The organism is Psychrobacter sp. AOP5-GZ1-6 (assembly GCF_052376345.1).
Classification (GTDB): domain Bacteria; phylum Pseudomonadota; class Gammaproteobacteria; order Pseudomonadales; family Moraxellaceae; genus Psychrobacter.
On sequence record NZ_JBQSVP010000003.1, the window covers coordinates 48,550 to 71,099 of the forward strand.

The 22,550-nt window shown below is 42.2% G+C and carries 19 protein-coding genes; 11 read left to right on the forward strand and 8 right to left on the reverse strand.

The window, feature by feature from the left end; all coding sequences use genetic code 11:
- Positions 1-173 precede the first annotated feature (173 nt).
- Entirely contained in the window at positions 174-551 is a 378-nt protein-coding gene (gene pilG / locus ACT3RN_RS01125) for a twitching motility response regulator PilG (protein WP_192518548.1), read from the reverse strand.
- A 683-nt stretch (positions 552-1,234) separates the two neighbouring features.
- On the opposite strand from pilG, the gene ACT3RN_RS01130 reads away from it, so the two are divergent.
- The 7 genes from ACT3RN_RS01130 (at position 1,235) to ACT3RN_RS01160 (ending at position 9,892) form a co-directional block, all read left to right on the forward strand.
- Positions 1,235-2,530 (forward strand): efflux RND transporter periplasmic adaptor subunit, encoded by a 1,296-nt coding sequence (locus ACT3RN_RS01130; RefSeq protein WP_192518549.1) that lies wholly within the window; start codon positions 1,235-1,237, stop codon positions 2,528-2,530.
- A gap of 235 nt (positions 2,531-2,765) precedes the next feature.
- Entirely contained in the window at positions 2,766-3,488 is a 723-nt protein-coding gene (locus ACT3RN_RS01135; RefSeq protein ID WP_192518550.1) for a response regulator transcription factor, read from the forward strand.
- 103 nt (positions 3,489-3,591) lie between these two features.
- The gene (locus ACT3RN_RS01140) at positions 3,592-5,679 is read left to right on the forward strand and encodes a HAMP domain-containing sensor histidine kinase (RefSeq protein WP_192518551.1); all 2,088 of its coding nucleotides are present in this window, start codon (positions 3,592-3,594) and stop codon (positions 5,677-5,679) included.
- Positions 5,680-6,114: 435 nt separating this feature from the next.
- Entirely contained in the window at positions 6,115-6,885 is a 771-nt protein-coding gene (locus ACT3RN_RS01145) for a methionine ABC transporter ATP-binding protein (RefSeq protein ID WP_192518552.1), read from the forward strand.
- 21 nt (positions 6,886-6,906) lie between these two features.
- Entirely contained in the window at positions 6,907-7,593 is a 687-nt protein-coding gene (locus tag ACT3RN_RS01150; RefSeq protein ID WP_192518553.1) for a methionine ABC transporter permease, read from the forward strand.
- Between the two features lie 242 nt (positions 7,594-7,835).
- Entirely contained in the window at positions 7,836-8,810 is a 975-nt protein-coding gene (locus tag ACT3RN_RS01155) for a MetQ/NlpA family ABC transporter substrate-binding protein (RefSeq protein ID WP_225739084.1), read from the forward strand.
- Between the two features lie 233 nt (positions 8,811-9,043).
- The gene (locus tag ACT3RN_RS01160; protein WP_192519707.1) at positions 9,044-9,892 is read left to right on the forward strand and encodes an aldo/keto reductase; all 849 of its coding nucleotides are present in this window, start codon (positions 9,044-9,046) and stop codon (positions 9,890-9,892) included.
- Positions 9,893-10,004: 112 nt separating this feature from the next.
- On the opposite strand, the gene ccmE is transcribed toward ACT3RN_RS01160, so the two are convergent.
- From ccmE to ccmA, 5 genes are all read right to left on the reverse strand, one after another.
- Positions 10,005-10,505, reverse strand: a complete 501-nt coding sequence (gene ccmE, locus ACT3RN_RS01165) for a cytochrome c maturation protein CcmE (protein ID WP_192519708.1) — start codon at positions 10,503-10,505, stop codon at positions 10,005-10,007.
- Between the two features lie 288 nt (positions 10,506-10,793).
- Positions 10,794-10,997 carry a heme exporter protein CcmD gene (gene ccmD / locus ACT3RN_RS01170; RefSeq protein WP_192992300.1) on the reverse strand — a complete coding sequence of 68 codons (204 nt, stop codon included), beginning with the start codon at positions 10,995-10,997 and terminating at the stop codon, positions 10,794-10,796.
- Positions 10,998-11,012: 15 nt separating this feature from the next.
- Positions 11,013-11,801: a heme ABC transporter permease CcmC gene (gene ccmC, locus ACT3RN_RS01175; protein ID WP_192519710.1), complete on the reverse strand. Its 789-nt coding sequence runs from the start codon at positions 11,799-11,801 to the stop codon at positions 11,013-11,015.
- 212 nt (positions 11,802-12,013) lie between these two features.
- On the reverse strand, positions 12,014-12,712 hold the full coding sequence (locus ACT3RN_RS01180) for a heme exporter protein CcmB (RefSeq protein ID WP_192519717.1): 699 nt from the start codon (positions 12,710-12,712) through the stop codon (positions 12,014-12,016).
- Positions 12,713-12,824: 112 nt separating this feature from the next.
- On the reverse strand, positions 12,825-13,454 hold the full coding sequence (gene ccmA, locus ACT3RN_RS01185; RefSeq protein WP_192992301.1) for a heme ABC exporter ATP-binding protein CcmA: 630 nt from the start codon (positions 13,452-13,454) through the stop codon (positions 12,825-12,827).
- A gap of 140 nt (positions 13,455-13,594) precedes the next feature.
- Between ccmA and ACT3RN_RS01190 the strand changes: the two genes are divergently transcribed.
- Together ACT3RN_RS01190 and ACT3RN_RS01195 are read left to right on the forward strand one after the other, a co-directional pair.
- The gene (locus ACT3RN_RS01190; protein ID WP_226945127.1) at positions 13,595-14,647 is read left to right on the forward strand and encodes a hypothetical protein; all 1,053 of its coding nucleotides are present in this window, start codon (positions 13,595-13,597) and stop codon (positions 14,645-14,647) included.
- A gap of 55 nt (positions 14,648-14,702) precedes the next feature.
- Positions 14,703-15,623: a histone deacetylase family protein gene (locus ACT3RN_RS01195; RefSeq protein ID WP_192519711.1), complete on the forward strand. Its 921-nt coding sequence runs from the start codon at positions 14,703-14,705 to the stop codon at positions 15,621-15,623.
- Between the two features lie 43 nt (positions 15,624-15,666).
- Here ACT3RN_RS01195 and ACT3RN_RS01200 read toward each other — a convergent pair whose 3' ends face one another.
- Positions 15,667-16,458, reverse strand: coding sequence for a sulfite exporter TauE/SafE family protein (locus tag ACT3RN_RS01200; protein ID WP_192519712.1), 792 nt, complete (start codon positions 16,456-16,458; stop codon positions 15,667-15,669).
- Positions 16,459-16,606: 148 nt separating this feature from the next.
- A complete protein-coding gene (gene coaBC / locus ACT3RN_RS01205; protein WP_444518395.1) occupies positions 16,607-17,983 on the reverse strand; it encodes a bifunctional phosphopantothenoylcysteine decarboxylase/phosphopantothenate--cysteine ligase CoaBC in 1,377 nt (458 codons plus the stop codon).
- 128 nt (positions 17,984-18,111) lie between these two features.
- Here coaBC and radC point away from each other — a divergent pair, with 128 nt between their 5' ends.
- Both radC and ACT3RN_RS01215 read left to right on the forward strand, forming a co-directional pair.
- Positions 18,112-18,795 carry a RadC family protein gene (radC, locus tag ACT3RN_RS01210; protein WP_192519714.1) on the forward strand — a complete coding sequence of 228 codons (684 nt, stop codon included), beginning with the start codon at positions 18,112-18,114 and terminating at the stop codon, positions 18,793-18,795.
- Positions 18,796-19,096: 301 nt separating this feature from the next.
- A complete protein-coding gene (locus ACT3RN_RS01215) occupies positions 19,097-21,991 on the forward strand; it encodes an acyl-CoA dehydrogenase (protein ID WP_192519715.1) in 2,895 nt (964 codons plus the stop codon).
- Positions 21,992-22,550: the final 559 nt, after the last annotated feature.

A 22,550-nucleotide genomic window follows, 5' to 3' on the forward strand; every position in this document is an offset into this window, starting at 1 on the left:
CAACAGTTGTTATTGAATATTGAGCAATTATTGTAAATTGTCACTCATATTAGGTTTTTAAATCTATCAACCCAGCCTCAAAAAATTGCAAAAATCATACCAACTAAAATCGTATATCCAGATTTTCACTTACAAAGGTACATATTCCATGGCTATTATTAGCAATTTTTGTACTAACGGTATTGATTGATTGCCTCAAACAGCTCGTCTTTGCTGAATGGTTTCGTTAAATATTCGTCAGAACCAACAATACGACCACGCGCTTTATCAAATAAGCCATCTTTAGATGACAACATAATTACTGGTTTGTTTGCATAGTCAGGATTGTTTTTTATCAATGCACAAGTCTGATAACCATCTAAACGTGGCATCATAATATCAACAAAAATAATATCTGGGTTGTTATCAACAATCTTTGCTAAAGCATCAAAGCCGTCAATAGCAGTCACTACTTCGCAACCAGCTTTTTGTAGCAGTGTTTCCGCAGTACGGCGAATGGTTTTTGAGTCATCAATTACCATCACTTTCAAACCATCAAAATCATTTTCCATTATCATTGTCCTATAAACGACTATTTATTCGTAATACTATCTATCAACACAAGACGTCAACGTGTCATACCATTTATTATTGGATTGATACGAGCCGCTAATTTTGTGTTGCCATGTGTTATGACAGTGAACCTACCATCTGTCAACATTTACCTATTAAACATGCTATCAGCATAGGTTACTATACGCACTTTTTTATTAATAAGCTTACAAAATCGTTCCTAATTTTTAGCTTTTTGAACAGACAGTTTTGTCTGACTTTAACGGTTAAAAATCCGGATTGTTTTGATTTCACCAAAAGCACGTCCCTACTGACCATGATAATTGCTATCTGAGCATAGAAAGTTCAAATCAGAATAATCATCAACTTCATGATATTTCTACATTATATAGAAACGATAAAAATATTGCTGAATAATCTTATATTGTAATAAATATGTATCAAACTTTCTCTATACTAAAGTTGTTTTTAGCACAATTATCGGCCCGTTTCCAGTCATAATCGAATCAATATTCAAACTGACTGGTAATATAAAAGTGTATCTGAAACGCTATTACTGTTATTTTTGATACTTATTTATTTTAATTGCCATATATTCATAAGTCTAGATAAGTGTTTAATGATCATTTCACCTCTATACAATTCACTATATAATAAAATAATGATTACTAAGGTGAGTGTTATGACAGCTTCCAGAATATTGAAAACCAGTAGCTACTTATCAGGCGTTTTGCTGCTTATTGCCTGTCAGCCGCCTCTACCTGTTGATGAGAATACTGCCGACGAAGACAGTACAGTAGTAGATGCGCCAGTGGTCATCACCAATGATAGCGTAACCATCACACCTGACCATATTTTAAGCATAAAATCCTCACGTTACCAGCCCAGTCTTGGCTTACAAGGTAAGATCAAACCTATAAGACAAACCACATTCATCACAGCATACCCAATCAACGTAGAAAAAGTATTAGTTACTAAAGGTCAATGGGTAGAAAAAGGTACGCCGTTACTCATTGTTCGACGTCTAAACACAGAAGCACAAACAGCGAACTTACCCAATACATCAGAAGAGTCTGCCTCACAATCAGATAACTCTGAACAAGAGACTCCCATTCAGCATACCGAGTTGACTAGCGATACAGCTAATATCAAACCAAAAAATACTGAAAGTACCGATGCAAACGTGACACGTGCAGAGACTACGACAAATAATAGTGACACAACCGAAAAGAGTAACCCCGTTGATACAGAAAGCCCGGCAACAGCGAACTCAGCGATAGAAGTAGATAATGCCGACATCAACGCTCATGATAAGCAAATAAATAGTAATAACAGCCCAAAACGCTCACAAAATCAGTACGGCTTAACGACTGTTTATGCTAGTTTTTCAGGGCGCGTAGAAGACCTATATGCCAAAGTAAATCAAACGCTAAAGGCTCGAACGCCGCTGCTAACGTTTAACGATGAAACTCATTTATACTTTACATCAATCCTACCAGTCCAAGCTGAACCGCAGCTTTCAGTAGGCCAGACGGTCAATTTCACTGTTGAAAATATGTCAGAAAAATTTACTGGACAAATCAGTAAACTAACCATAACCAGTCAACCAAAAAAACTCTTAGTTAATGTAGATGTGATTGATAACGAAGTAGGTAGTGATAAGTTATCATCTAATATGAAAGCAACAGGACGAGTTAATTATGGTCAAATAGATGTAGGTACTACTGTGCCTAAGCGTGCCCTGCACGATGTTGACTTGACAGAATTACAAACGCCACCATATAAACCACTTATGCCATTAACTGCTAATGTTTGGATTATTGGACAAGATCAACGATTGCAGCAACAGCCTATTGAAGTGGTCGAGTATAATCCTGATACCAACCAATATTTGATTGCAGGCATTAGTAATGACAGTTTGATTTGTCTGGCTGACTTACCGGTGAGCTCAAATGGCAAGATAGTCAAGGTTTCATAGTCTTCAACACAGACTGTTACATTGTATAGAAACATTAACAAAGTCTATCTTGTTTTGTAACAGCTTAATTAGGCAATATAGCCATATGTCATAGAGCATTATATTTTTTTCAATCTTAGAGGCTTAACGGTTTGCATCCTTGAACATTTAAACATCATTGATGTATTGATCATAAGTAATACATGACAGCACGTTAGACTTTTTACGAACCATAACAACAACTAGAGGACAACCCATGAGTAAGCAAATTTTATTGATTGAAGACGATCCTGATTTAGCCGAGTTGATCAGTGACTACCTAACGATGAATTATTACGATGTACATCATGCAGGTCTTGGTCAAGAAGGACTTGACTTATTAGACACTAAAGAACGCGATATAGACTTGGTTGTCCTTGATTTGATGCTACCTGATATGGATGGTATGCAGGTGTGTCAAAAAATTCGTGGTAATAAGAATAACATGACCAATAAAATCCCAATTATCATGCTAACAGCGAAAGGAGATACGACAGATCGCGTATTAGGTCTTGAGATGGGTGCTGATGATTATATCGCTAAACCTTTCGAGCCACGTGAACTACTAGCACGTATTCGTGCAGTGATTCGTCGCCACGAGCAACCCAATCAAGCAGACAGTCAGTCAGACAGTTTAACTTTCGGTCGTTTAAGTGTGTTCCCTGATAGTCATGAAGTAACCATCGATGACGAGCCTGTACGTTTGACAACGCATCAATTTCAATTACTGCATTACTTTGCTACTCACTCTGGTAAAGTACTAAATCGCGAGCAGCTTTGGCAAGCCATGCCAAATGATGATAGCTCAGACAACATCGATCGTGCTATTGACGTCCATATTTCAAGACTACGAGCTTTGATTGAAGACAATCCACGCCAACCAAAACGCATTATTACAGTACGCGGTGTTGGTTATCAATTTGCCACCGATCAAGTTTGATCATCGTAAAAAACAGCTAACCAATCGAAAAACAACCATGCTATTTGATTTGTAGGTCAAATAGCATGGGTCGATATAAGCGTCTAATAATAGAGATGGTTTAATGCAGCAATTGGGTTTTCGTTCCGTATTTGCCAAGTTATTTGCCAGCGTCATGCTAGCACTTACGCTATTTGCAGTCGCTATGGTGCTATTAACGCAGCTTGTGCATGACAAAGATGCAAGTATTCGCTCAGAAGTATTAGCCACACAAATTTTGGGACAAATAGACCCATTTTTGCATGAGCTCAATAACTCTGTTAGCCGAGACAATCGCTTACAGTCCCGCTTCATGCTGGCAGTGGTCAAAAAAAGCTTTGATATTTTTGATGAGTCATTGCAAGCCAAGATGGGCTTATATGACAGCCAAGGTCGCTTGTTGATGCAAACAGATAACAGTGATTTACCACTAGAGCTGCCACCTCCTCCTTCTTTGTTATCACGTGCTTTTCCCTCATTTGCAGAAAAAGCTCCTACTCAACAAGCTCAAGTTTATAGCAGCACTGGCTATACCCTGTTATATGAATCACGCTTACCTCCAAAAAAACCCGTACTCTCTTCTGCACTGAATTTGTTCACTGGTACATTACTACTGCTATTCATCATGGCGGGCGTATTATGGTGGATTGCTCGTACCATTACTTGGCGCATCAATCAAATGAGCCAGCAAATGACACAATTGGGTGATGGTGACTTTACGGTACGAGTTAATGTTAGTGGTAATGATGAAATCACTTCATTGGCATGTGGATTCAATCAAGCCGCCCAAAAAATCGAACAGCTCATCGATGCCAATAATTTACTACTAGCACATGCCTCTCATGAGCTACGTACGCCCATTACTCGTATTCGCTTACAGATCGAAATGATGGATATGCTCACTAATGCTTTACCATCTGACACAAAAGCAAAATTTGATAAGCGGGCTCAGGCAGTCAATCGTGACTTATCAGGACTTAACGATTTGGTAGAGAGCATCCTATTAGTCAGCCGTATGGATGCAGGTCACGCTTTACAACAAGTTGAACGTTTAGACTTATACGACCTAGTCAATCAAGAGCGCCAACACTATCCTGAAGCTACGTTAATTGGTGAGCATGTTACTATTGATGGGCAAGCAGCGATGCTGACTCACTTAATTCGTAATCTATTGACCAATGCAATGCTGCATGGCAAACCACCTGTAACGGTATTATTGTACGGTGTGCAGATGATTGATGAGGCTGGCATCATTCCTGATTATCTGTTACAAACAGTGCTTTGTGATGGCTTCATTGATTGTAATGGTGTGGATTTTGAATCTTATGATAAGCCACTTGATACTAATGACGGCAGTGTACAAAATACTGTGCCGCTAAATAATACATCAACCACTAGTGACAACGGCAACACTGAAACAACAGATTCGATCGCTACACTACCCGCACCACTTATTTATAAAAATGGTGAAACTATTGTTGCCGATACTGATACCGATGCCGCAGATCATGAGGCTGAGGTAGCGTTATTAGGCAGTCGCACTAACAAGGATACATCTGAGACAAACGCTACTAAAAATTTAGCCACTCATGAAAACACATCGAGTACTATTAATGAACCTTTATTGAGCGCTAATTATCATCGCTTTACCAATGAATTGACTGCTAAGATTAAAAAATCTATTTGGAAGGCTGTTCCTGATACTCAAGATAGCTCAACAAACAAAAACGTTAAAAACAAAAAATCTGATGAAGCAATTATTGAGTCAACCGTTAACAGTAATAGCCCTAAAAATAGTACGAATACACAAGACGACTCTAAAAACAATGCTCCCAACACTACTGAGGCTTTAAACACTCCGCGTAAAGAAGGCTTATTTGCCAAACACATGAAAAAAGCCAAAGCAGAACCTGTACATCCCCTACCAAAATATGCAGTTTTGTCAGTCATTGATGAAGGTACAGGTATTCCGGAAGACAAACGTGAAGAAGTATTCAGTCCATTTGTGCGTTTACAGCAAAAAAATAAAGGCTCTGGTCTTGGTCTATCTTTGGTATCACAAATTGTTACTGCCCATCAAGGACGCATCCTCACCGATACCTTGAATGGTCATACTAGATTTTTAGTTATCATACCCGTTAAGCATGACCCAAATTACCAACAGAACGATTAAGGTGTATCTCCCATTCACTCGATAGTCATCTAAATGGGCTAAAAATAGCTAAACCTTGCCAAACATCGTCAAATAACTGGTCAATATCCAGATACCATTTTCGCTATTTTGCTTGTTTGACGATCATTTTTATCACTATTTTTGAAATGAACGCTTTGGCCAATCACGCTATTACCTTGATAGCATGTGTTACCCACTGGCAGAATCTTAGCTTCAGTGTTCAACGATCCTCAATACTATTATGACTGGCTAATAGCTACTGTTCATAAGCCTGTCACGGATGCGCATATCCAAAGTGCCTAATAATATGCTATATTAACGCCCCTTATTATAGGGTTGTTAACAGTTGTTTTTTTAATTGGCTTCTTAAGTAGCAAGTAGAAGCAAAACAACACGTTCATGACTATTAAAAAATTATTAAATTTTGAGCCCTCCATGAATGACATGATTGTCTTAAACGATGTGACCAAAAGCTTTTTAAGCGACCGATCAATCAAGGACAAAAACGGCAAACCACATTGGTTTACTGCTGTCGAGCCAACGTCACTGTCTATCCAACAAGGTGAAATATTTGGCCTAATGGGCTACTCTGGTGCCGGAAAGTCCACCTTATTGCGTCTGATTAATATGCTCGAACGTCCAGATTCAGGTCAAGTCATCATCGATGGTACCGACTTAACGACTTTGTCTGCCAGTGAGCTACGTATCGCTCGTCACAATATCGGTATGATATTTCAGCAATTTAATCTCATGTCTAACCAGACTGTATTTGACAACGTAGCATTTAACTTAAAAATTTCTGGTTATCCAAGTCGTGATATTCATAAACGTGTGATGGAATGCCTAGCGATTGTAGACTTAACCGACCGTGCTGGCCACTATCCTGCTCAGCTATCAGGTGGACAAAAGCAACGTGTTGGTATTGCCCGTGCCATTGCGCCAAGTCCAAAAGTACTACTAGCCGATGAGCCCACCAGTGCGCTTGATCCTGCAACGACCCGCAGCTTACTGACTTGCTTACGTGATATCAATGAGAAGCTTGGTGTGACCATTGTCATCGTAACCCATGAGATGAGTGTCATTCGTAGACTCTGTGATCGCGCAGCATTACTGCATCAAGGGAAACTATTGGAAGTGGCAAACGTAACAGAAGGTCTGATTGAAGCAACCACCACAATTGGCCAAGGCTTAGTGCACGAAGACTAATGAGAGGCAGGAGAAATAAATATGTTAACTGATAGTGGATTATCCGCCTCTATAGACAAACTGTTGGCTCTGCGCAAAGAAATTATCGATGCCTTTATCGATACCTTTATTATGCTTGGTATATCCACAGCAGTAGCCATAATTATTGGTGGGCTGTTTGGGGTATTCTTGTTTTTATCCAGTGATCGACAGTTTTTGCAAAATAAGACACTATATGGTGTGCTAGGTGGCATTACCAACTTTATGCGTGCTTTCCCATTTGTCATTTTAATGATTGCCATGAGTCCTTTTACAAAAGCGATTGTAGGCACAGGCATCGGCCCTATAGCTGCATCGCTGGTATTGGCCATTGCTGGTTCGTTTTATTTTGCCCGTTTGGTCGAGCAAAACTTACGTGAGGTACCACGCGGTATTATCGAAGCCACCGAATCTATGGGAGCCCGTCCTTTTACTATCATTAAAGTCCTACTTAATGAAGCTCGCTCAGGACTGGTGCTGTCAGTGACGATTCTTTGCATCAGCCTACTCTCTTACTCAGCAGCGGCTGGTATGATTGGTGGTGGTGGTTTGGGTGATTTGGCCATTCGCTACGGCTATTATCGTTATCAAACTGAAGTAATGATATTTATCGTGATTGTCCTTTCAATCATGGTGATTTCTATTCAAGCCACTGGTAACTGGTTGGCTACTCGTTTGGATAAACGCTAAAACCTTTATCCAAAAATAGAATAGTGTCAGAGTAAGGGCCATCTGAGCTAATGCTAATATGAATAATATTCAAGGTTTGATGCCAATTTATCCTAAGCAAAAAGCTTGACTTTGTTACTGAGACCCTTTAATTTTGTTACTAACTTAACAGCCGTTAACTCAGCAGCATTACTATTGATAATGTTGCTTTTTTAATGGTCGCTATTTAACCTTTTACATCATACCTTTATTAAGGAAATTCAATGAAATTAACAGATATCAGCCGTCAGTTGGCCACAGCATTTGCGGCAGTTGGCGTATCAAGTCTAGTCTTAGTTGGCTGTAGTAATTCATCAGCGCCAGAAGCGAGTCAAGAAGCGGTAACCGAAGGTTCAACAGCAGAAACTGCGGCAAATGACATCGATCCTGATCATACAAAAATCATTATCGGTACGACCGAAGGTGATTTTGCTGACATGGTACGTAACCAAGTAAAAGGCTCGCTTGAAGCACAAGGCTACGAAGTTGAGCTGATTCCATTTACTGATTACGTACGCCCTAACTTGGCATTGGCTGAAGGTGACTTGGACATCAACATCTTCCAACATAAGCCTTATCTTGATAACTTCAAAGCAGAAAACAATCTTGATTTGGTCGAAGTCTTCCAAGTACCAACCGCACCACTTGGTATCTACTCAGGTAAAAAGACCTCTTTTGATGACGCTTATAAAGGCATGAGTGTCTCTGCACCAAACGATCCAAGTAACTTTGCGCGCGCTTTGGTTATGATGGATGATCTTGGTTGGATTAAACTAAAAGATGATATCGATCCACTAACAGCTTCAAAATCTGACATCGCTGATAACAGCAAATACGATATCGATATCATTGAACTAGAAGCCGCTCAGTTACCACGCGCCCGTGACGAAGTAGACTTTGCCGTCATCAACGGTAACTATGCAACAGATGCTGGCATCGATCTGACCGAAGCGCTGTTCCAAGAACCTAGTTTTGCTTATGTCAACTGGTCTGCTATTAAATCTGCTGATACTGGCAAAAAATGGGTCGAGGACGTTACCAACGCTTATAACTCAGAAGCCTTTAAAAAATATGCTCATGAGACTTTCCCAGGTTATAAATATCCAAAAATTTGGGGTGCTGACGACAGTGCACATGCTGAAGGTGATGAACACGAGCACGAGCACGAACATGCAGAAACAGACGCAGCTGCCCAGTAAGTAAGCACGTATTTAGATGATAAAAAATAGCTATTTTAAATAGACAAATCATCTTTACGCTTAAATAAAAAAAGCCCATTACTTAAAATAATGGGCTTTTTTTGGTCTGATTTTTAAGGAGAATGACGTTACAGCCTGTTAGTCCTTTGTAGGAAACCGTCACTCGCTCTTTTACTTCGTGCTGATTTTTTTTATAGTAGATACGCTTAATAACAAACTATAAGGATAATAATATGAGTGCTAAAAACTATAAAATTCGTACCGCTGGACAAGCAAACATCCCTGTACTCGGTCTAGGTACATGGCAGTCAACCGGACAAGACTGCATCGATGTCGTCAAAAAAGCATTAGAAATGGGTTACGAACATATCGATACAGCTCAAGCTTATGGCAATGAAAAAGAAGTCGGTCAAGGCATCAAGCAATCGGGGGTGGCTCGCGATAAGTTTTTCTTGACCACAAAAATATTTCCTGATGATATGAAATTTCAACCAGAGAAACTAGTTGCGGCAGCCAAACGTTCATTGGTAGACTTAGATACTGACTACGTTGACTTGCTGTTACTGCATTGGCCTGACGACCGCGTACCATTATCTGAGACGATTCCTGCATTGTGCGAATTACAAAAACAAGGCCTGACACGCCATATCGGTGTATCTAATTTTAATATTGCCGATATCATCGAAGCTAAAAAGTATGCTGACGTGCCTATTGTGGTCAATCAGGTTGAGTTTCATCCATTTATTAAACAAAAAACGCTACAGACTTTTCTGAACAACCACCACATCTTGCTAGAGGCTTACTCTCCGCTCGCGCGTGGTGATGTCTTTGATAATGATATTATCAAAGAGATTGCTGATACACATAACGTGACGCCAGCACAGATATCATTGGCTTGGATACTATCAGATAAGCATCGTGTAGCCATTCCAAAGACATCAAACCCAGATCACCTGCAAGGCAACTTGGATGCTATCAACGTACAATTAAGTGCAGAAGAGCTGGATAAAATTGCTAGCCTAGCTCGTAGCGACGGTCGTAAAATTGAGCATCCTGACTATAGCCCTGTATGGGATGACTAATAGTCAATTGACTATAAGTGAAAAACTTAAAGAAAATACTCCATGAAAAAAGCCACCGATACAATCGGTGGCTTTTTAGGCTCTACTAAAATAGTTTTAACGATAATAATCGTTATTGCTGTAAGGTACTGGTCTCATGAACCTTTTCAGCAGGGTTGTATTGCTCAGAAGAAGGTGCGGTACCGCTGCGATTATTTTCTTTCATTGATTTGGCAACTTCTGGTGGCATATAGTTCTCATCGTGCTTGGCCAATACTTCACCAGCCACAAAGGTGTCGCCCTGCATTTTCCCAGTGGCCACAACCCCTGAATTCTCAGCAAACAGATCTGGCAATATCCCTTGATAAGTGACTGGCACCGTAGATTCAAAATCAGTAATAGCAAACTCAACATTCAATGGATTGTCTTCTGCACGCTGTACGCTACCCGCGACCACCATACCGCCTGCACGAATCCGTTTATCTTGTGGCGCTTCACCTTTTGCAATGGCACTAGCATCAAAGTAATAATCGGTCTGTTGTCCAATAGCATATAGAACTAGCACGACAGCGACTGCGGCGCCTGCAAGCGTAAACATCACCCACATTAGTTTTTTGCGACGAACTGCATTCATACCACTACCTCATTGATGAACCACTGTTTTACAGACCTTAATCAGTCCTGCGTTCATCCATAAAACAGAAAATATTAAAGAACCTACTAAAAGAACCTGCCATTAGAAAAAATTTATAAAAACATCTTTCTAATCGTACGTTTCTATTACCTATATAGTAGCATTTTTCGTATAAATCAATCAGCCTTATGGCGAGCTATAAGGTCACACATTCATACGTAATAGGTTGCTAATTTGTACGCTAAAGCCATGATATTGGATGGTTTTTCTGATGGGGATATTTGTTGGTTATAGAGACTTTTTATTAACGCTACGCTGCGCTTGACGTGCTTGCTGAATCGTCAACTGCTTAATAAGTGTCTGTCTCTGCCTACGACTATAAAAAACAAACACCAGCATGACTCCGACCGTGATAGCCCAACACGACCAAACAAACGCACCATGCCTGCCCATGGCGATAAACTCAGAGAAGCTATAAAAATAAGGCTGCATAATATTCCCTAGCGGTTATTTCTGTTGACCACGGATGTATTCTTTTACCCAAGCTTTGCCTTGGTCACGATATAGTATTAGCGTGTTGGTACGGTAAATAGCTAACGCTGCCACCAGTAAATAACTGCCAATAACCATCAGTAATAGCGGCATCCACATATCGGCCGACATTTTTGGCGCAGAGGTCAAACTAAACGTCGAGCCTTGATGTAACGTATTCCACCACTGTACTGAGTATTTGATAATAGGTAAGTTCACTGCGCCCACAATAGATAAAATAGCAGCGGCCTTGCCACGATTGGCAGTATGCTCAAAAGCAGCAAACAGTGCCATAACACCAGCGTATAAAAAAGCCAAAATGAGCATAGATGTCAAACGTGCATCCCAAACCCAATAAGTGCCCCACGTGGGTTTTGCCCAAACAGAACCAGTAATCAGGCTAATAATACATAGCAAAAAACCTATCGGTGCCAGCGCTTGTGCTACCAAACTGGCAGTTTTAATCTTCCATACTAAGTAAATCGCTCCTAATATAGCGAGCGCAAAATAGATAGAAATAGCAATACTAGCAGCAGGTACATGAATAAATATAATGCGGTAGCTGTTGCCTTGTAGATAATCAGGCGGTGCAAAAGCAAGACCCCAGACACTGCCTATCAGCAAGAAGATACCAGCCAATATCGCAAGCCACTTGACCCAAGGCGCAAAGATACGAAAAAATTGCTTGGTACCCACAGTGGTTAAAAAGCCTTGCCAAATGCGCTGCCACAGACTAGGAGATGAGACGTTATTCAGGTTGGGCATGGGGATAAACCTATTTGCGCAGCTCTTTGGTTATCGTCGATACAGCGCAATATAGGCGCTATGATCGTTTAACCTGCTGGCGTTAAACACTGGATCGAATCTATATATTATTTATGTAGAAAGTTAGCTATTATAGCAAAATTGCCCGTTTTCAACATACTGTTAATACAAAGGTTTTTATAAGTATTTCTACGGAATAATCTTTACAGTTTTTAATTAAGCCACGACATTTTCAAGGTCACTGAAATGACCCACGGCATGACCAATACTGAAATAATACTACCAGCCAGCAGTAACGCCAAAATAGGCAAGCCATTAAGGCCAGAAGCAAACAAATCAACCGCACCCGTCGCAAAAATCAGCACAGGCAACTGCATTGGTAAAGCGATCAACGGCACGAGTACCGCACCATTCTTTAGTGACAGTGTCAAACTACTGGCAACTGCCGACAGCATCAACAGCATCGGACTACCGGTCACAATAGAAGCCATCAATATCCACGCTTCAAACCAACTAAGCTGAAATAAAGGCACGGCAAGCAAGCTTAATACAGCCACAATACCACTGCTAAATATCCAGTGAATAATCAAGCGAATCAGTACCCATAACGGCAGTGATGCCTTGGCAACAACCAATTGCGCCAATGTACCATTATCAAGCGCAGGCTTAAACAAACCATCGACACCCATGACCAACGATAACAATGCTGCAATCCACACCGCTGACACACCAAGACGTTGCAATAATGCAGGCTCACTACCTACCGCTAGCGGAAATAATGTAATAATCACTAAGAATAGCACCAAAGGGTACAGCCATTGCACAGCCCCTTGCTGCTTCACTTGCCATTCGCGTCGCCATAGCTGCATAAAGCTAATACCACGCGCAGCCGCCACATTACTATTTTGCATTGGACTGTCCGTCATCATCCGTCCTTTCACTTACATGTATCGCGTTTATCTGGCCATTAAACAGTCAATTCCATACAACGAGATTGACAAGGTGACAGTTCGGTATTGTTTTCTAAACCATAAACTCTGACAAATCGAGCACTTGATTGGCAACGCCAACGGTCTGATGGCTCGTCATTAGTATCGAACCACCAGCATTAGTAAACTTGCATAGCCTGTCTTCCATTCGGGCCACCATATCGACATCGAGAGCGGTGAATGGCTCATCAAGCAACCACAAGGGTGTGATTTCGGGGGTTAGTAGATACAATCTTGCAAGCGTAATACGCCGAGTTTGCCCAGCAGATAAATGGCTTGAGCTGATCGTCTCAAATCCCTGCAACCCTACCCAAGCGAGCGCATCATCAATATCAGCGGTACTTGGTGTGATACCATATAAATTCAGTAAAAAATTTAGGTTTTGTGCCACAGTGAGGTTTGGATGAATGCCTAGCTGGTGCGACACATACAAAGGCTGAGTGGGCAGAGTGACCGTTCCTTGATAAACGACCTCGCCCGTCAGCACTGGTAATAATCCTGCTAGCTGCATCAGTAGTGTCGTTTTACCAGTACCATTTGCACCCACTAAATGACAGATACTACCAGCAGATAAATTGAGAGAGACACCTTCGCACAAAGGTATTTCACCACGCTGGACAGTCAGCTCATCAAGCATGAGTAACGGTGTATCCAAAGCTGTCATCAAAACCTCTCGTTATTTATCGAGTAGCAATCAATATTCAATATTCGTCACAAACCAATACGATGTTCATGGCATAATGCTTTATGCTTACCACAAACACGCAGTATAACAAATTGTCGATTACTATGACCTCAAAACCTATGCAGACTTCAAAAGATAACCAAAACCAAGACTTAACATCAAACACGTCAGCTTTTACTGTAGATAGCTTAATCAACGCGCAAGTTGATTTTATGCAGCAGTGGTTACGTCAGCAAGCCGAACCACTGAGCATGGAGGCTTGGCAATGGTTTGGCGAGCAACCGCTCAGTCAATATATCAGCCGTGAGAGTTTGCAACAGTTAATAAATGACTGGTTACTGGGTCACCCGATGAGTGATGTAATGCGTAAAGACATTCGTGATATCTTACATACCGTCATCTACCATCCAGTCAATGACAAGGTGCCACTGTCTGAACTGGTGGATGATACACAAGTAGACACGCTAGCCAACTATGTGGCGAGTCATGAGCAACAGCGTAATGCATTGATTCACACGCTGATCGGCAATGAAACTTTTGCAGATCTGCTTACCCAAACGCTATACCACGCTATCAACGACTTTATGGAGAGTACGCTAGACAAAGCCGGCGGAGTGGGCAAACTGATGAAACTTGGCCGTAGCTCTTTTGAAAAAGCCACGAACAAAAATCTTGACGATAAGCTGCAAGCCTATTTACACCGTAATATTAAAGACTTGACCCGTCGAGCAGAGGCTAATGCCCAAGCGCACTTATCAAACGAAGAAGTCGCGCGTTTATTAGTTACGGGCTGGGCTCGCATCAAAGAACAACCTGTCAGCCATCTACAAACCTATCTCAGTGATGAGCCTGACAATAACAGCATCGAGCATATTGAAGCCAGTATGCAACAAAGCTATGACCGCTTGCGAGTATCACCTTATTTGCAGACGTTAGTAACAGCCAGTATCGATACTTGGTATGACAACCATCAATCAGATACCATCATGACCGTCGCCGCGAGCATCTATATTGATGAGCAGGCAATGGCACAATTCAATACAGTGCTGCTGCCTATCGTATATGATGCCCTTGATAGCGCATGGTTTACGGCACATATCCGAACCATGCTACAGGCGTTCTATGAGCAGTCGCATATCAAAGAAGGCCTAGCGCTTAATAGCGCTCAATGATGAGTAGCCTCTTTTGTTCTGATAACAATCATCAACACATAAATCATTAAATATTATGCTGAAAATCGCCTACTCTGATATTTTTCGTTATTCAGTGCCTGAAAAGCACCGTTTTCCTATGCAAAAATACACCATGATTCCTGAGCGACTGCTGGCTGAAGGCACTATCACTGTCGATAATTTTTTTGCGCCAGCGCGTTTGAGTGAAGATGAGATTTTGACCACGCATACGCCTGAGTATTGGTATCAATTAAAAACGCAGACCTTACCACGCAAAGAAGCGCGCGCTATCGGCTTTGAGATGAAACCTGAACTGGTCGAGCGTGGCCGTTATATTGCCCATGCAACCTATGAATGTGCGCTATATGCACAGCAATACGGCGTGGCAATGAATGTCGCGGGTGGCACGCACCATGCGTTTGCCGATCATGGTGAAGGATTTTGCGTCTTTAATGATGCTTGTATCGCGAGCAATCTATTATTAGATCGTGGGCAAGCACAAAAGATTTTGATTGTTGATTTGGACGTGCATCAAGGTAATGGCAATGCCAGTATCATGGCAGACGAACCACGCGTATTCGTGTTTAGCATGCATGGCGCAAAGAACTATCCTTTTCGCAAACAAGTATCAGATCTAGATATTGAGCTTGATAACGATGCAGGTGACGCAGAATATTTGCAGATATTACAAGAAACCTTGCCGCGATTAATAGCAGAGTTTTCGCCAGATATGATGTTTTATCAGTCAGCGGTGGATGTACTAGCGACCGATAAATTAGGAAAGTTGGGACTGACAATAGAAGGCTGCAAGGCACGTGATCATTACGTATTGAGCCAAGCCAAAGCCGCCAACATTCCTGTTGCTATCGTGATGGGTGGTGGTTATTCAGAAGACATCGAAGACGTGGTTGAGGCGCATTGCAATACGTTTCGTTTGGCGCAGCAGATATTTTTTGGGAAAGGCGCTGACTTATAAAAATTGCGCAATCGCTCATATTGGGCAGCTTTAGACCATGTTGCTAGAAAAAATCAGCAATACCCTGCCAACCCACACGAATACCAAGTACGGTTAAAATCACTAAAATAAGCTGACGAAAACGTGCTTGCGGTAAATAACGACGTAAGCGAATTCCAACCAATAAAGTGGCGACAGACAAAACACTCAGCACAGCAATCAGCTGCCACTCACCGCTACTCAGTGCCATGATAGGCTCACGTAATACGATAATTTGAGCGATTTTTCCTAAAAAGTAACACATGTTACCGACTTTCGCGATGGTATGTTTATCATCACTGGCAGATAGTAAGTACATCATCAGTATGGTCGACATCGCATTGGTCGCACCGCCAACAACACCAGCACTAAAACCAACCATAATCAGTACAGGCTTGGTATCTGGCAAACGAACTTGCTTGCCGAGTAAGCTACTGATGACATAAAACCCAATAACCGCTGCTAATAGCAATAAAATATAAGCACTATCTATCCATAGCAGTAGCTTTGCGCCTACGATACTGCCAAGCAAACTCGTTAAAGCAAGCAGCCAATACCGTCTGCCATAATAGATAAAATTTTGCCAAATCGTACGACCACCACCCGCTAGCCAGGTCATCGCATTGAGTAATAATGAGGGAAAGATGACCAATACAATGGCATGGGGCAATGGATACATGCTAGCAAGTGCCGTGGTGGTCACCAACGTCACCCCTAACCCACTAATGCCATGTAGCAATGATGCCATCGCAAATATCACAATCAGCCACAACATCTGCGTACTATCGTTACCCGCTACATCCATTAGACCTGTCATATCACTTCAGCTTTTTTATTTTATATATAGCAATAACACGAGAGCGTGTTTTCATCTTAAAAACAGTCGTAAAATAAAATGAAGCGAATCAAACAAGCTTCACACCAACACATTTCTATCACCTGTCTATAGTCGCTTGACCATATCACTAGCGATTGTGACGCTGAGATATCGTCTCACCAATAATGCTAGCCAATTGCTCAGCAATTTTATCCTTGCTCGCTTTTTCAAGCGTGATGCTATCGTTTTTATAATGCTCTGAGAAAAACACTTGCATGGCATTATCATCGCTAGCAAAACCAATATCTGGTCGCGAAACATCGTTGCAAGCAATCAGATCTAAATTTTTAGAAACAAGCTTACCACGCGCATAGTGCTCGACATCTTGGGTTTCTGCCGCAAAACCAACAACAAACAACTCTGGATGCGCCAGTGAAATCGTTGCTAAAATGTCAGGGTTTTTAACCAAATTGAGCGTCATCACGTCTTGCGTTTTTTTGATTTTTTGTGGTGCAGCTTCTTCGGTACGATAGTCAGCGACAGCAGCGGTTGCAATAAAAACATCTGCCATTCTCACGCTATCACCGGAGGTAGTGACAGCAACATCATGCTCATCTCCGCAACCGCAACCGCAACCGCAACCGCAACCGCCGTGATGATGGTCGTGTGAATGAGTATGTTCCTCTGCATCATCAGATGGCTCAAATAACAATGCCGCATGAGTACCGTCCACACATTGCTGCGCTACTAACAACATCTCTTTCGCTGATAATACATCTATACGTGTAACATTGAGCGGCGTCGATAGTGATACCTTGCCACCCGTAATCAAAATCACCTCTGCACCAGCCGCCACGCAGGCACGCGCCAAAGCAAAGCCCATCTTTCCGGTGGAGTGATTAGACAGATACCTCACAGGGTCAATAGCTTCAACCGTTGGCCCTGCGGTAATCACGACTCTCCTACCTTCGAGCAGTTGCGGTGTCGTTTGCATCGCATTGAATAGCAACACCTCGTCCAATAGCTGCTCAGGCTCAGGCAAACGCCCTGCTCCCACATCACCGCATGCTTGCTCACCACTCGCGGGCTGAATAATCTGATAATTCATATCGCGCAAGGTTTGCACGTTTAGGTTGACCGCTGGATGCGCCCACATCTGCTGATTCATGGCAGGTGCAACGATAACTGGTGCCGTCGTCGCAAGGCACACCGTCGTCAGAAGATCATCTGCCATACCCATAGCGAGACGTGCCAGCGTATTGGCAGAAGCTGGTGCGATAACGATTAAATCAGCCCATTTCGCCAGCTCAATATGCCCCATGCCTGCTTCAGCATGCTCATCTAATAATGAGGTGTGCACCTCATTACCAGTTAGCGCTTGCTGTGTCAGTGGGGTGATAAAAGCCTGTGCGCCTGTAGTCATAATAACGCGCACATCAAAGCCTGCCTTAATCAATAAGCGGGCAAATACGGCAGATTTATAAGCGGCGATACCGCCAGTGATAGCAAGCACGATATTAGACATAAGCAGGGCAACAATAAAAAAGTTGAAAGATAGAATTGCGCTTATAGTAACAATTATGAGATAAGTTGGGTAAGAATTTCGATATTTACTAAATATATCCGGCAGTAATCCATTTTCAAGGAGTGACAATGGCGATCAAAGACTGGCACGAAGATGACCGACCACGTGAAAAACTATTAAAATTTGGTGCTGCCCATTTGTCCGACGCGGAGATATTAGCGATATTTCTGCGTACTGGCACCCAATCACAGTCAGCGATTGAATTGGCTCGTCACTTAATCGAGCAATTCGGTAGCTTAGCCGAACTATTGGCAGCGCCTCAAGAAACCGTCCTCGCTTGTCACGGCATTGGGCCTGCAAAATACTCACAGATATTGGCCTCGCTTGAGATGGGCACGCGTTATTTAGACAGTCAACTAAAAACAGGCCAAGCGCTTGGACGCTCGCAAGCAGTCAAAGACTATATTAGCACCCAATTACGTGGTGAGCACCGCGAGGTTTTTGCGGTGCTTTGTCTAGATAATGCGCTCAATCTGTTAAACTTCGAGATACTATTCACAGGCGGCATTTCATCTTGTTCCGTTTGTATCAAACATGTGCTGCGACATGCATTAAGCCACGCGGCTAGCCAACTTATCATTGCCCACAATCATCCTCATACCGATGCCACACCATCGACGGCAGATAACTTGCTTACCTATGAGTTAAAAAAAGCCTGCGACCTGTTAGATATATCACTAATCGATCATATCATCGTAGGACGTAATGAGACGCTATCCTATGCTGAAAGCTGCTTAGCGCCTTTTGGTTAGCTTTATCTGACTTATTTGGTCGTTGGTCCTACTAGCTATATACTTTATGGCGCTTGATACATATCATCGACACAGCGTAGCATTTTAACCGTTGATAGTCATCGACAACTGTTTCATATTGGTAGCTAGCTTTATCTTTTATTTGCCTTTTCCTAATTGGAATTCAAAACCAATTATTGGTGGCGAGATTCACTTAACGATAAGGCCGCTAAACGTCCGAAAAAATAACAACTATCTAGCTTAAAACATTCCTAGTCATATAATTTCACGCTTTTGGTTCAGCGTTATAAAGGAGACAGTCATGGTAATTGGCTTATTCATCTTAGCAATCATCATTCAATTAGCCATGGTTTTGACCATCTTTTTGTTATCCTTATCACGTGTCACTGGCAGCGTTATTGCTATCATTATCGTAATCGCTACCGCCTTGCTCAGTCCATGGTCGCTGATCTTAGGTATACCTATAGCTTTACTCTGCTTAGTGCTACTCATCACACCATTGCGCCAGTCGTTAGTCACCAAGCCAGTTTATAAGGCCTTGGGCGGCGCGATGCCAAGCATGAGTGATACTGAGCGTGAAGCCCTCGACTCTGGTACCAGTTGGTGGGAAAAAGAGTTATTTATGGGTGCGCCCAATTGGGACACCTTTGCAGCCTATCCGTACCCAGAGCTATCGGCAGAAGAACAAAGCTTTATGGATAATGAGGTGGAAGTATTGTGCACCATGCTAGATGAATGGAAAATTCAGCATGAAGACAAAGAGCTGTCACCACAAGCGTGGCAATTTATCAAAGCCAATGGCTTCTTAGGTCTCATCATTCCAAAAGAGTTCGGAGGATTGGATTTTAGCTCGTATGCGCAAAGCCGTATCATGAGTAAGATAGCCTCTCGCTCCCCTACTGCCGCTGTGACTTGCATGGTACCAAACTCGCTCGGCCCTGGTGAGCTACTCATGCACTATGGTACGGACGAGCAAAAACAACGCTGGCTCCCAGGTTTGGCCAAAGGTGATGAGATACCCTGTTTTGGTTTGACAGGCCCTGAGGCGGGCTCCGATGCAGGTGCGATTCCTGATACTGGTGTGGTTTGCTACGGTATCCATGAAGGTCAGCAAGTGCTTGGCTTACGTATGAACTTCTCCAAACGCTGGATTACTTTAGCACCTATCGCTACCGTTGTCGGCTTAGCATTTAAAATGCATGACCCAGAAGGACTGCTTGGCAATTCTGAGAAAACCGATTACGGCATTACTTGTGCGCTAATCCCTGCGAGCCACGAAGGCGTTATTATAGGACCACGTCATAATCCAATCGGCTCACCATTTATGAATGGCACAGTCGATGGTAAAGACGTCTTTATACCGTTAGATTATATCATCGGTGGCGTCGAAAACGCTGGACGTGGTTGGCGCATGCTGATGGAATGCTTAGGTGTTGGTCGTGGTATTTCCTTGCCAGCTTTATCCACCTCAGCCAGTGAAATGACCTATTTGTCTGTTGGTGCGTTTGCTAAAGTGCGCGAGCAGTTTAAGATTTCTATCGGTAAGTTCGAAGGCATACAAGATGCCACCAGCCGTATGGCCAGTAATACCTATATGCTAGAAGCGTTTCGTCATCTCGTCACTTGCGGGCTAAACCAAGGCGGTACGCCATCGGTCATGACGGCAATGGCAAAATACTATGCTACCGAAACCATGCGTAGCGTGGTCAATGATGGTATGGATGTGGTCGGTGGTCGTGCGGTACAGATGGGACCACGTAATTTCTTAGCGACCCCTTATCAAGCGATTCCAGTCTCTATCACCGTTGAGGGTGCAAACATCTTGACGCGCTCATTGATGATATTTGGTCAAGGTGCGATGCGCTGTCACCCTTATCTATTTGATGAGCTGCAATTACTACAAAGCGAAGACAAGTCCAACGCATTAAAAGAGTTTGATGTTCTATTTTTCAAACATCTAGGTTATACCTTTAACCGCGGGGCAAAAGCATTTGTCGCAGGTTATGTCGGTGGTAGCGGTAACGCCCCTAGCTTCGTAGACAGCTTTACTCGTCCTTATTACAAGCATATCAATCGCCTAAGTGCAGGCTTTGCCTTGACTGCTGATATGGCATTGGGACTACTGGCGGGTGATTTAAAGCGTAAAGAGATGCTCTCTGGACGCTTAGCTGATATTCATAGTCATTTGTTTATCGCAACGGCTATTTTGCAGTTCTATGAGCATGGTAGCAAATCGAAGTCTGAACGCTTACATGCTGAAGTTGCTCTACAAAACAGCTTATACACCATTCAAGAAGCATTTTTATCCTTCTTTGATAATTTCCCAAATCGAATGGCCGCCAAGTTGGTTGGCTTTGTGACGTTCCCAACAGGTCGTATATTTACGCCGCCGAGTGATGAGCTTAAACGTCAATTGGGTGATACCTTTATGGATGACTTTGAGACCAACCCGTTCCGCGACTATCTCAAAACCATGGTTTATTACAATACCGAAGAAGACGATGTGACTGGGCGTATGGAACATGCTTATCAAACGCTTATCCATATCGAGCCCCTATGGCAGAAGTTTAAAAAGGCTGAGCACAAAGACAGCTTTGAAGGGCTAACGTTTGAAGATCATGTGGTTTATGCCAGTCAAAACGAAGACATCACTGAAGAAGAAGCCGAAGTTCTCATTCAGTATAATGCTATCCGCTTTGACTCACTATTAACCGATGTGTTTGATAAGCATTTATCACAAGCGCAAGAACGCTCTAACCCTCACACTCTTGACAATGCAGTACAGCAACTGACTGACTATGCCCAGCTCAAGCAAAATGCACAAGCCAAACATGGTGTTGCAACGGATAATGAGGTTGTAGAGGATAACGTTGATACGTCTCAAAATACTGATGAACAAACCGGCGATGCCAATCCTAATCATGGTTATGAGAACGATGGTGATGTCGCAATGGTCAGTGAGCAAAACACGACTGAAGAGACAGGCACGCAGACAGATTTTAATGAATCAGATCCTGATACAGAAGCCCTTGACCCTCGCTATCGTGATGCCGAATCACATCTCAGTGAGCGTATGAGTAATAATCACAGTCGCCATACTGCATCGTCAAACACTACCGACGAAGGTCTATCTGAAATGCCCGAAAAACCTCAGCCGCATCAAGAAAATGTACAGCAGGATACTGATAAGATTTAGCAATCGATTCTGAATGCTCGGTGCGACTTTAAGCTTTCTAATAAGACCTTAACGACACACTAGCAATACACTGATTCTCAAAAGCCAGGCTACCCTCAAACGGTGGTTTGGCTTTTTTATTTTATTAACAAATGAAAAGTTTTTAGTGTGTGTCCTCATTTTAAAAATGGTAATAAAAATGAGATAAATTGTAGTCAAACAAGGAAAATAGCGCAGATAATATCGAGATATTAGTCAGCTATTTGACGCCGTTTGGCAAGATTTAGCCATTTTTAACCCATTTAGATGGCTATCGATTGAATTGAGGACACGCCCTAGTCATACCATGATAGTAACGACGTTCTAATACATATGAATCGCCTAGCCTTAAAGCAGTCTATAGCATCAATTCGTTAATATGCAAAATCACACTACAGACTTATTTATATTTTTTTGTTTCATATGCGAAACAAACTGTTTAGAATAAATACTGACTATAATGTGGGTACATGGTTATGATAAAAGTCATGTAATGAGAAAAAAATGATAAATAAATCTTGCAGTGCCCATTATAATTCTT

Bases quoted from the DNA above. Each gene is read 5' to 3' on its own strand.
- pilG (WP_192518548.1), bottom strand. From the start codon at position 551: ATGGAAAATGATTTTGATGGTTTGAAAGTGATGGTAATTGATGACTCA.
- ACT3RN_RS01130 (WP_192518549.1), top strand. From the start codon at position 1,235: ATGACAGCTTCCAGAATATTGAAAACCAGTAGCTACTTATCAGGCGTT.
- ACT3RN_RS01135 (WP_192518550.1), top strand. From the start codon at position 2,766: ATGAGTAAGCAAATTTTATTGATTGAAGACGATCCTGATTTAGCCGAG.
- ACT3RN_RS01140 (WP_192518551.1), top strand. From the start codon at position 3,592: ATGCAGCAATTGGGTTTTCGTTCCGTATTTGCCAAGTTATTTGCCAGC.
- ACT3RN_RS01145 (WP_192518552.1), top strand. From the start codon at position 6,115: ATGAATGACATGATTGTCTTAAACGATGTGACCAAAAGCTTTTTAAGC.
- ACT3RN_RS01150 (WP_192518553.1), top strand. From the start codon at position 6,907: ATGTTAACTGATAGTGGATTATCCGCCTCTATAGACAAACTGTTGGCT.
- ACT3RN_RS01155 (WP_225739084.1), top strand. From the start codon at position 7,836: ATGAAATTAACAGATATCAGCCGTCAGTTGGCCACAGCATTTGCGGCA.
- ACT3RN_RS01160 (WP_192519707.1), top strand. From the start codon at position 9,044: ATGAGTGCTAAAAACTATAAAATTCGTACCGCTGGACAAGCAAACATC.
- ccmE (WP_192519708.1), bottom strand. From the start codon at position 10,505: ATGAATGCAGTTCGTCGCAAAAAACTAATGTGGGTGATGTTTACGCTT.
- ccmD (WP_192992300.1), bottom strand. From the start codon at position 10,997: ATGCAGCCTTATTTTTATAGCTTCTCTGAGTTTATCGCCATGGGCAGG.
- ccmC (WP_192519710.1), bottom strand. From the start codon at position 11,801: ATGCCCAACCTGAATAACGTCTCATCTCCTAGTCTGTGGCAGCGCATT.
- ACT3RN_RS01180 (WP_192519717.1), bottom strand. From the start codon at position 12,712: ATGCAAAATAGTAATGTGGCGGCTGCGCGTGGTATTAGCTTTATGCAG.
- ccmA (WP_192992301.1), bottom strand. From the start codon at position 13,454: ATGACAGCTTTGGATACACCGTTACTCATGCTTGATGAGCTGACTGTC.
- ACT3RN_RS01190 (WP_226945127.1), top strand. From the start codon at position 13,595: ATGCAGACTTCAAAAGATAACCAAAACCAAGACTTAACATCAAACACG.
- ACT3RN_RS01195 (WP_192519711.1), top strand. From the start codon at position 14,703: ATGCTGAAAATCGCCTACTCTGATATTTTTCGTTATTCAGTGCCTGAA.
- ACT3RN_RS01200 (WP_192519712.1), bottom strand. From the start codon at position 16,458: ATGACAGGTCTAATGGATGTAGCGGGTAACGATAGTACGCAGATGTTG.
- coaBC (WP_444518395.1), bottom strand. From the start codon at position 17,983: ATGTCTAATATCGTGCTTGCTATCACTGGCGGTATCGCCGCTTATAAA.
- radC (WP_192519714.1), top strand. From the start codon at position 18,112: ATGGCGATCAAAGACTGGCACGAAGATGACCGACCACGTGAAAAACTA.
- ACT3RN_RS01215 (WP_192519715.1), top strand. From the start codon at position 19,097: ATGGTAATTGGCTTATTCATCTTAGCAATCATCATTCAATTAGCCATG.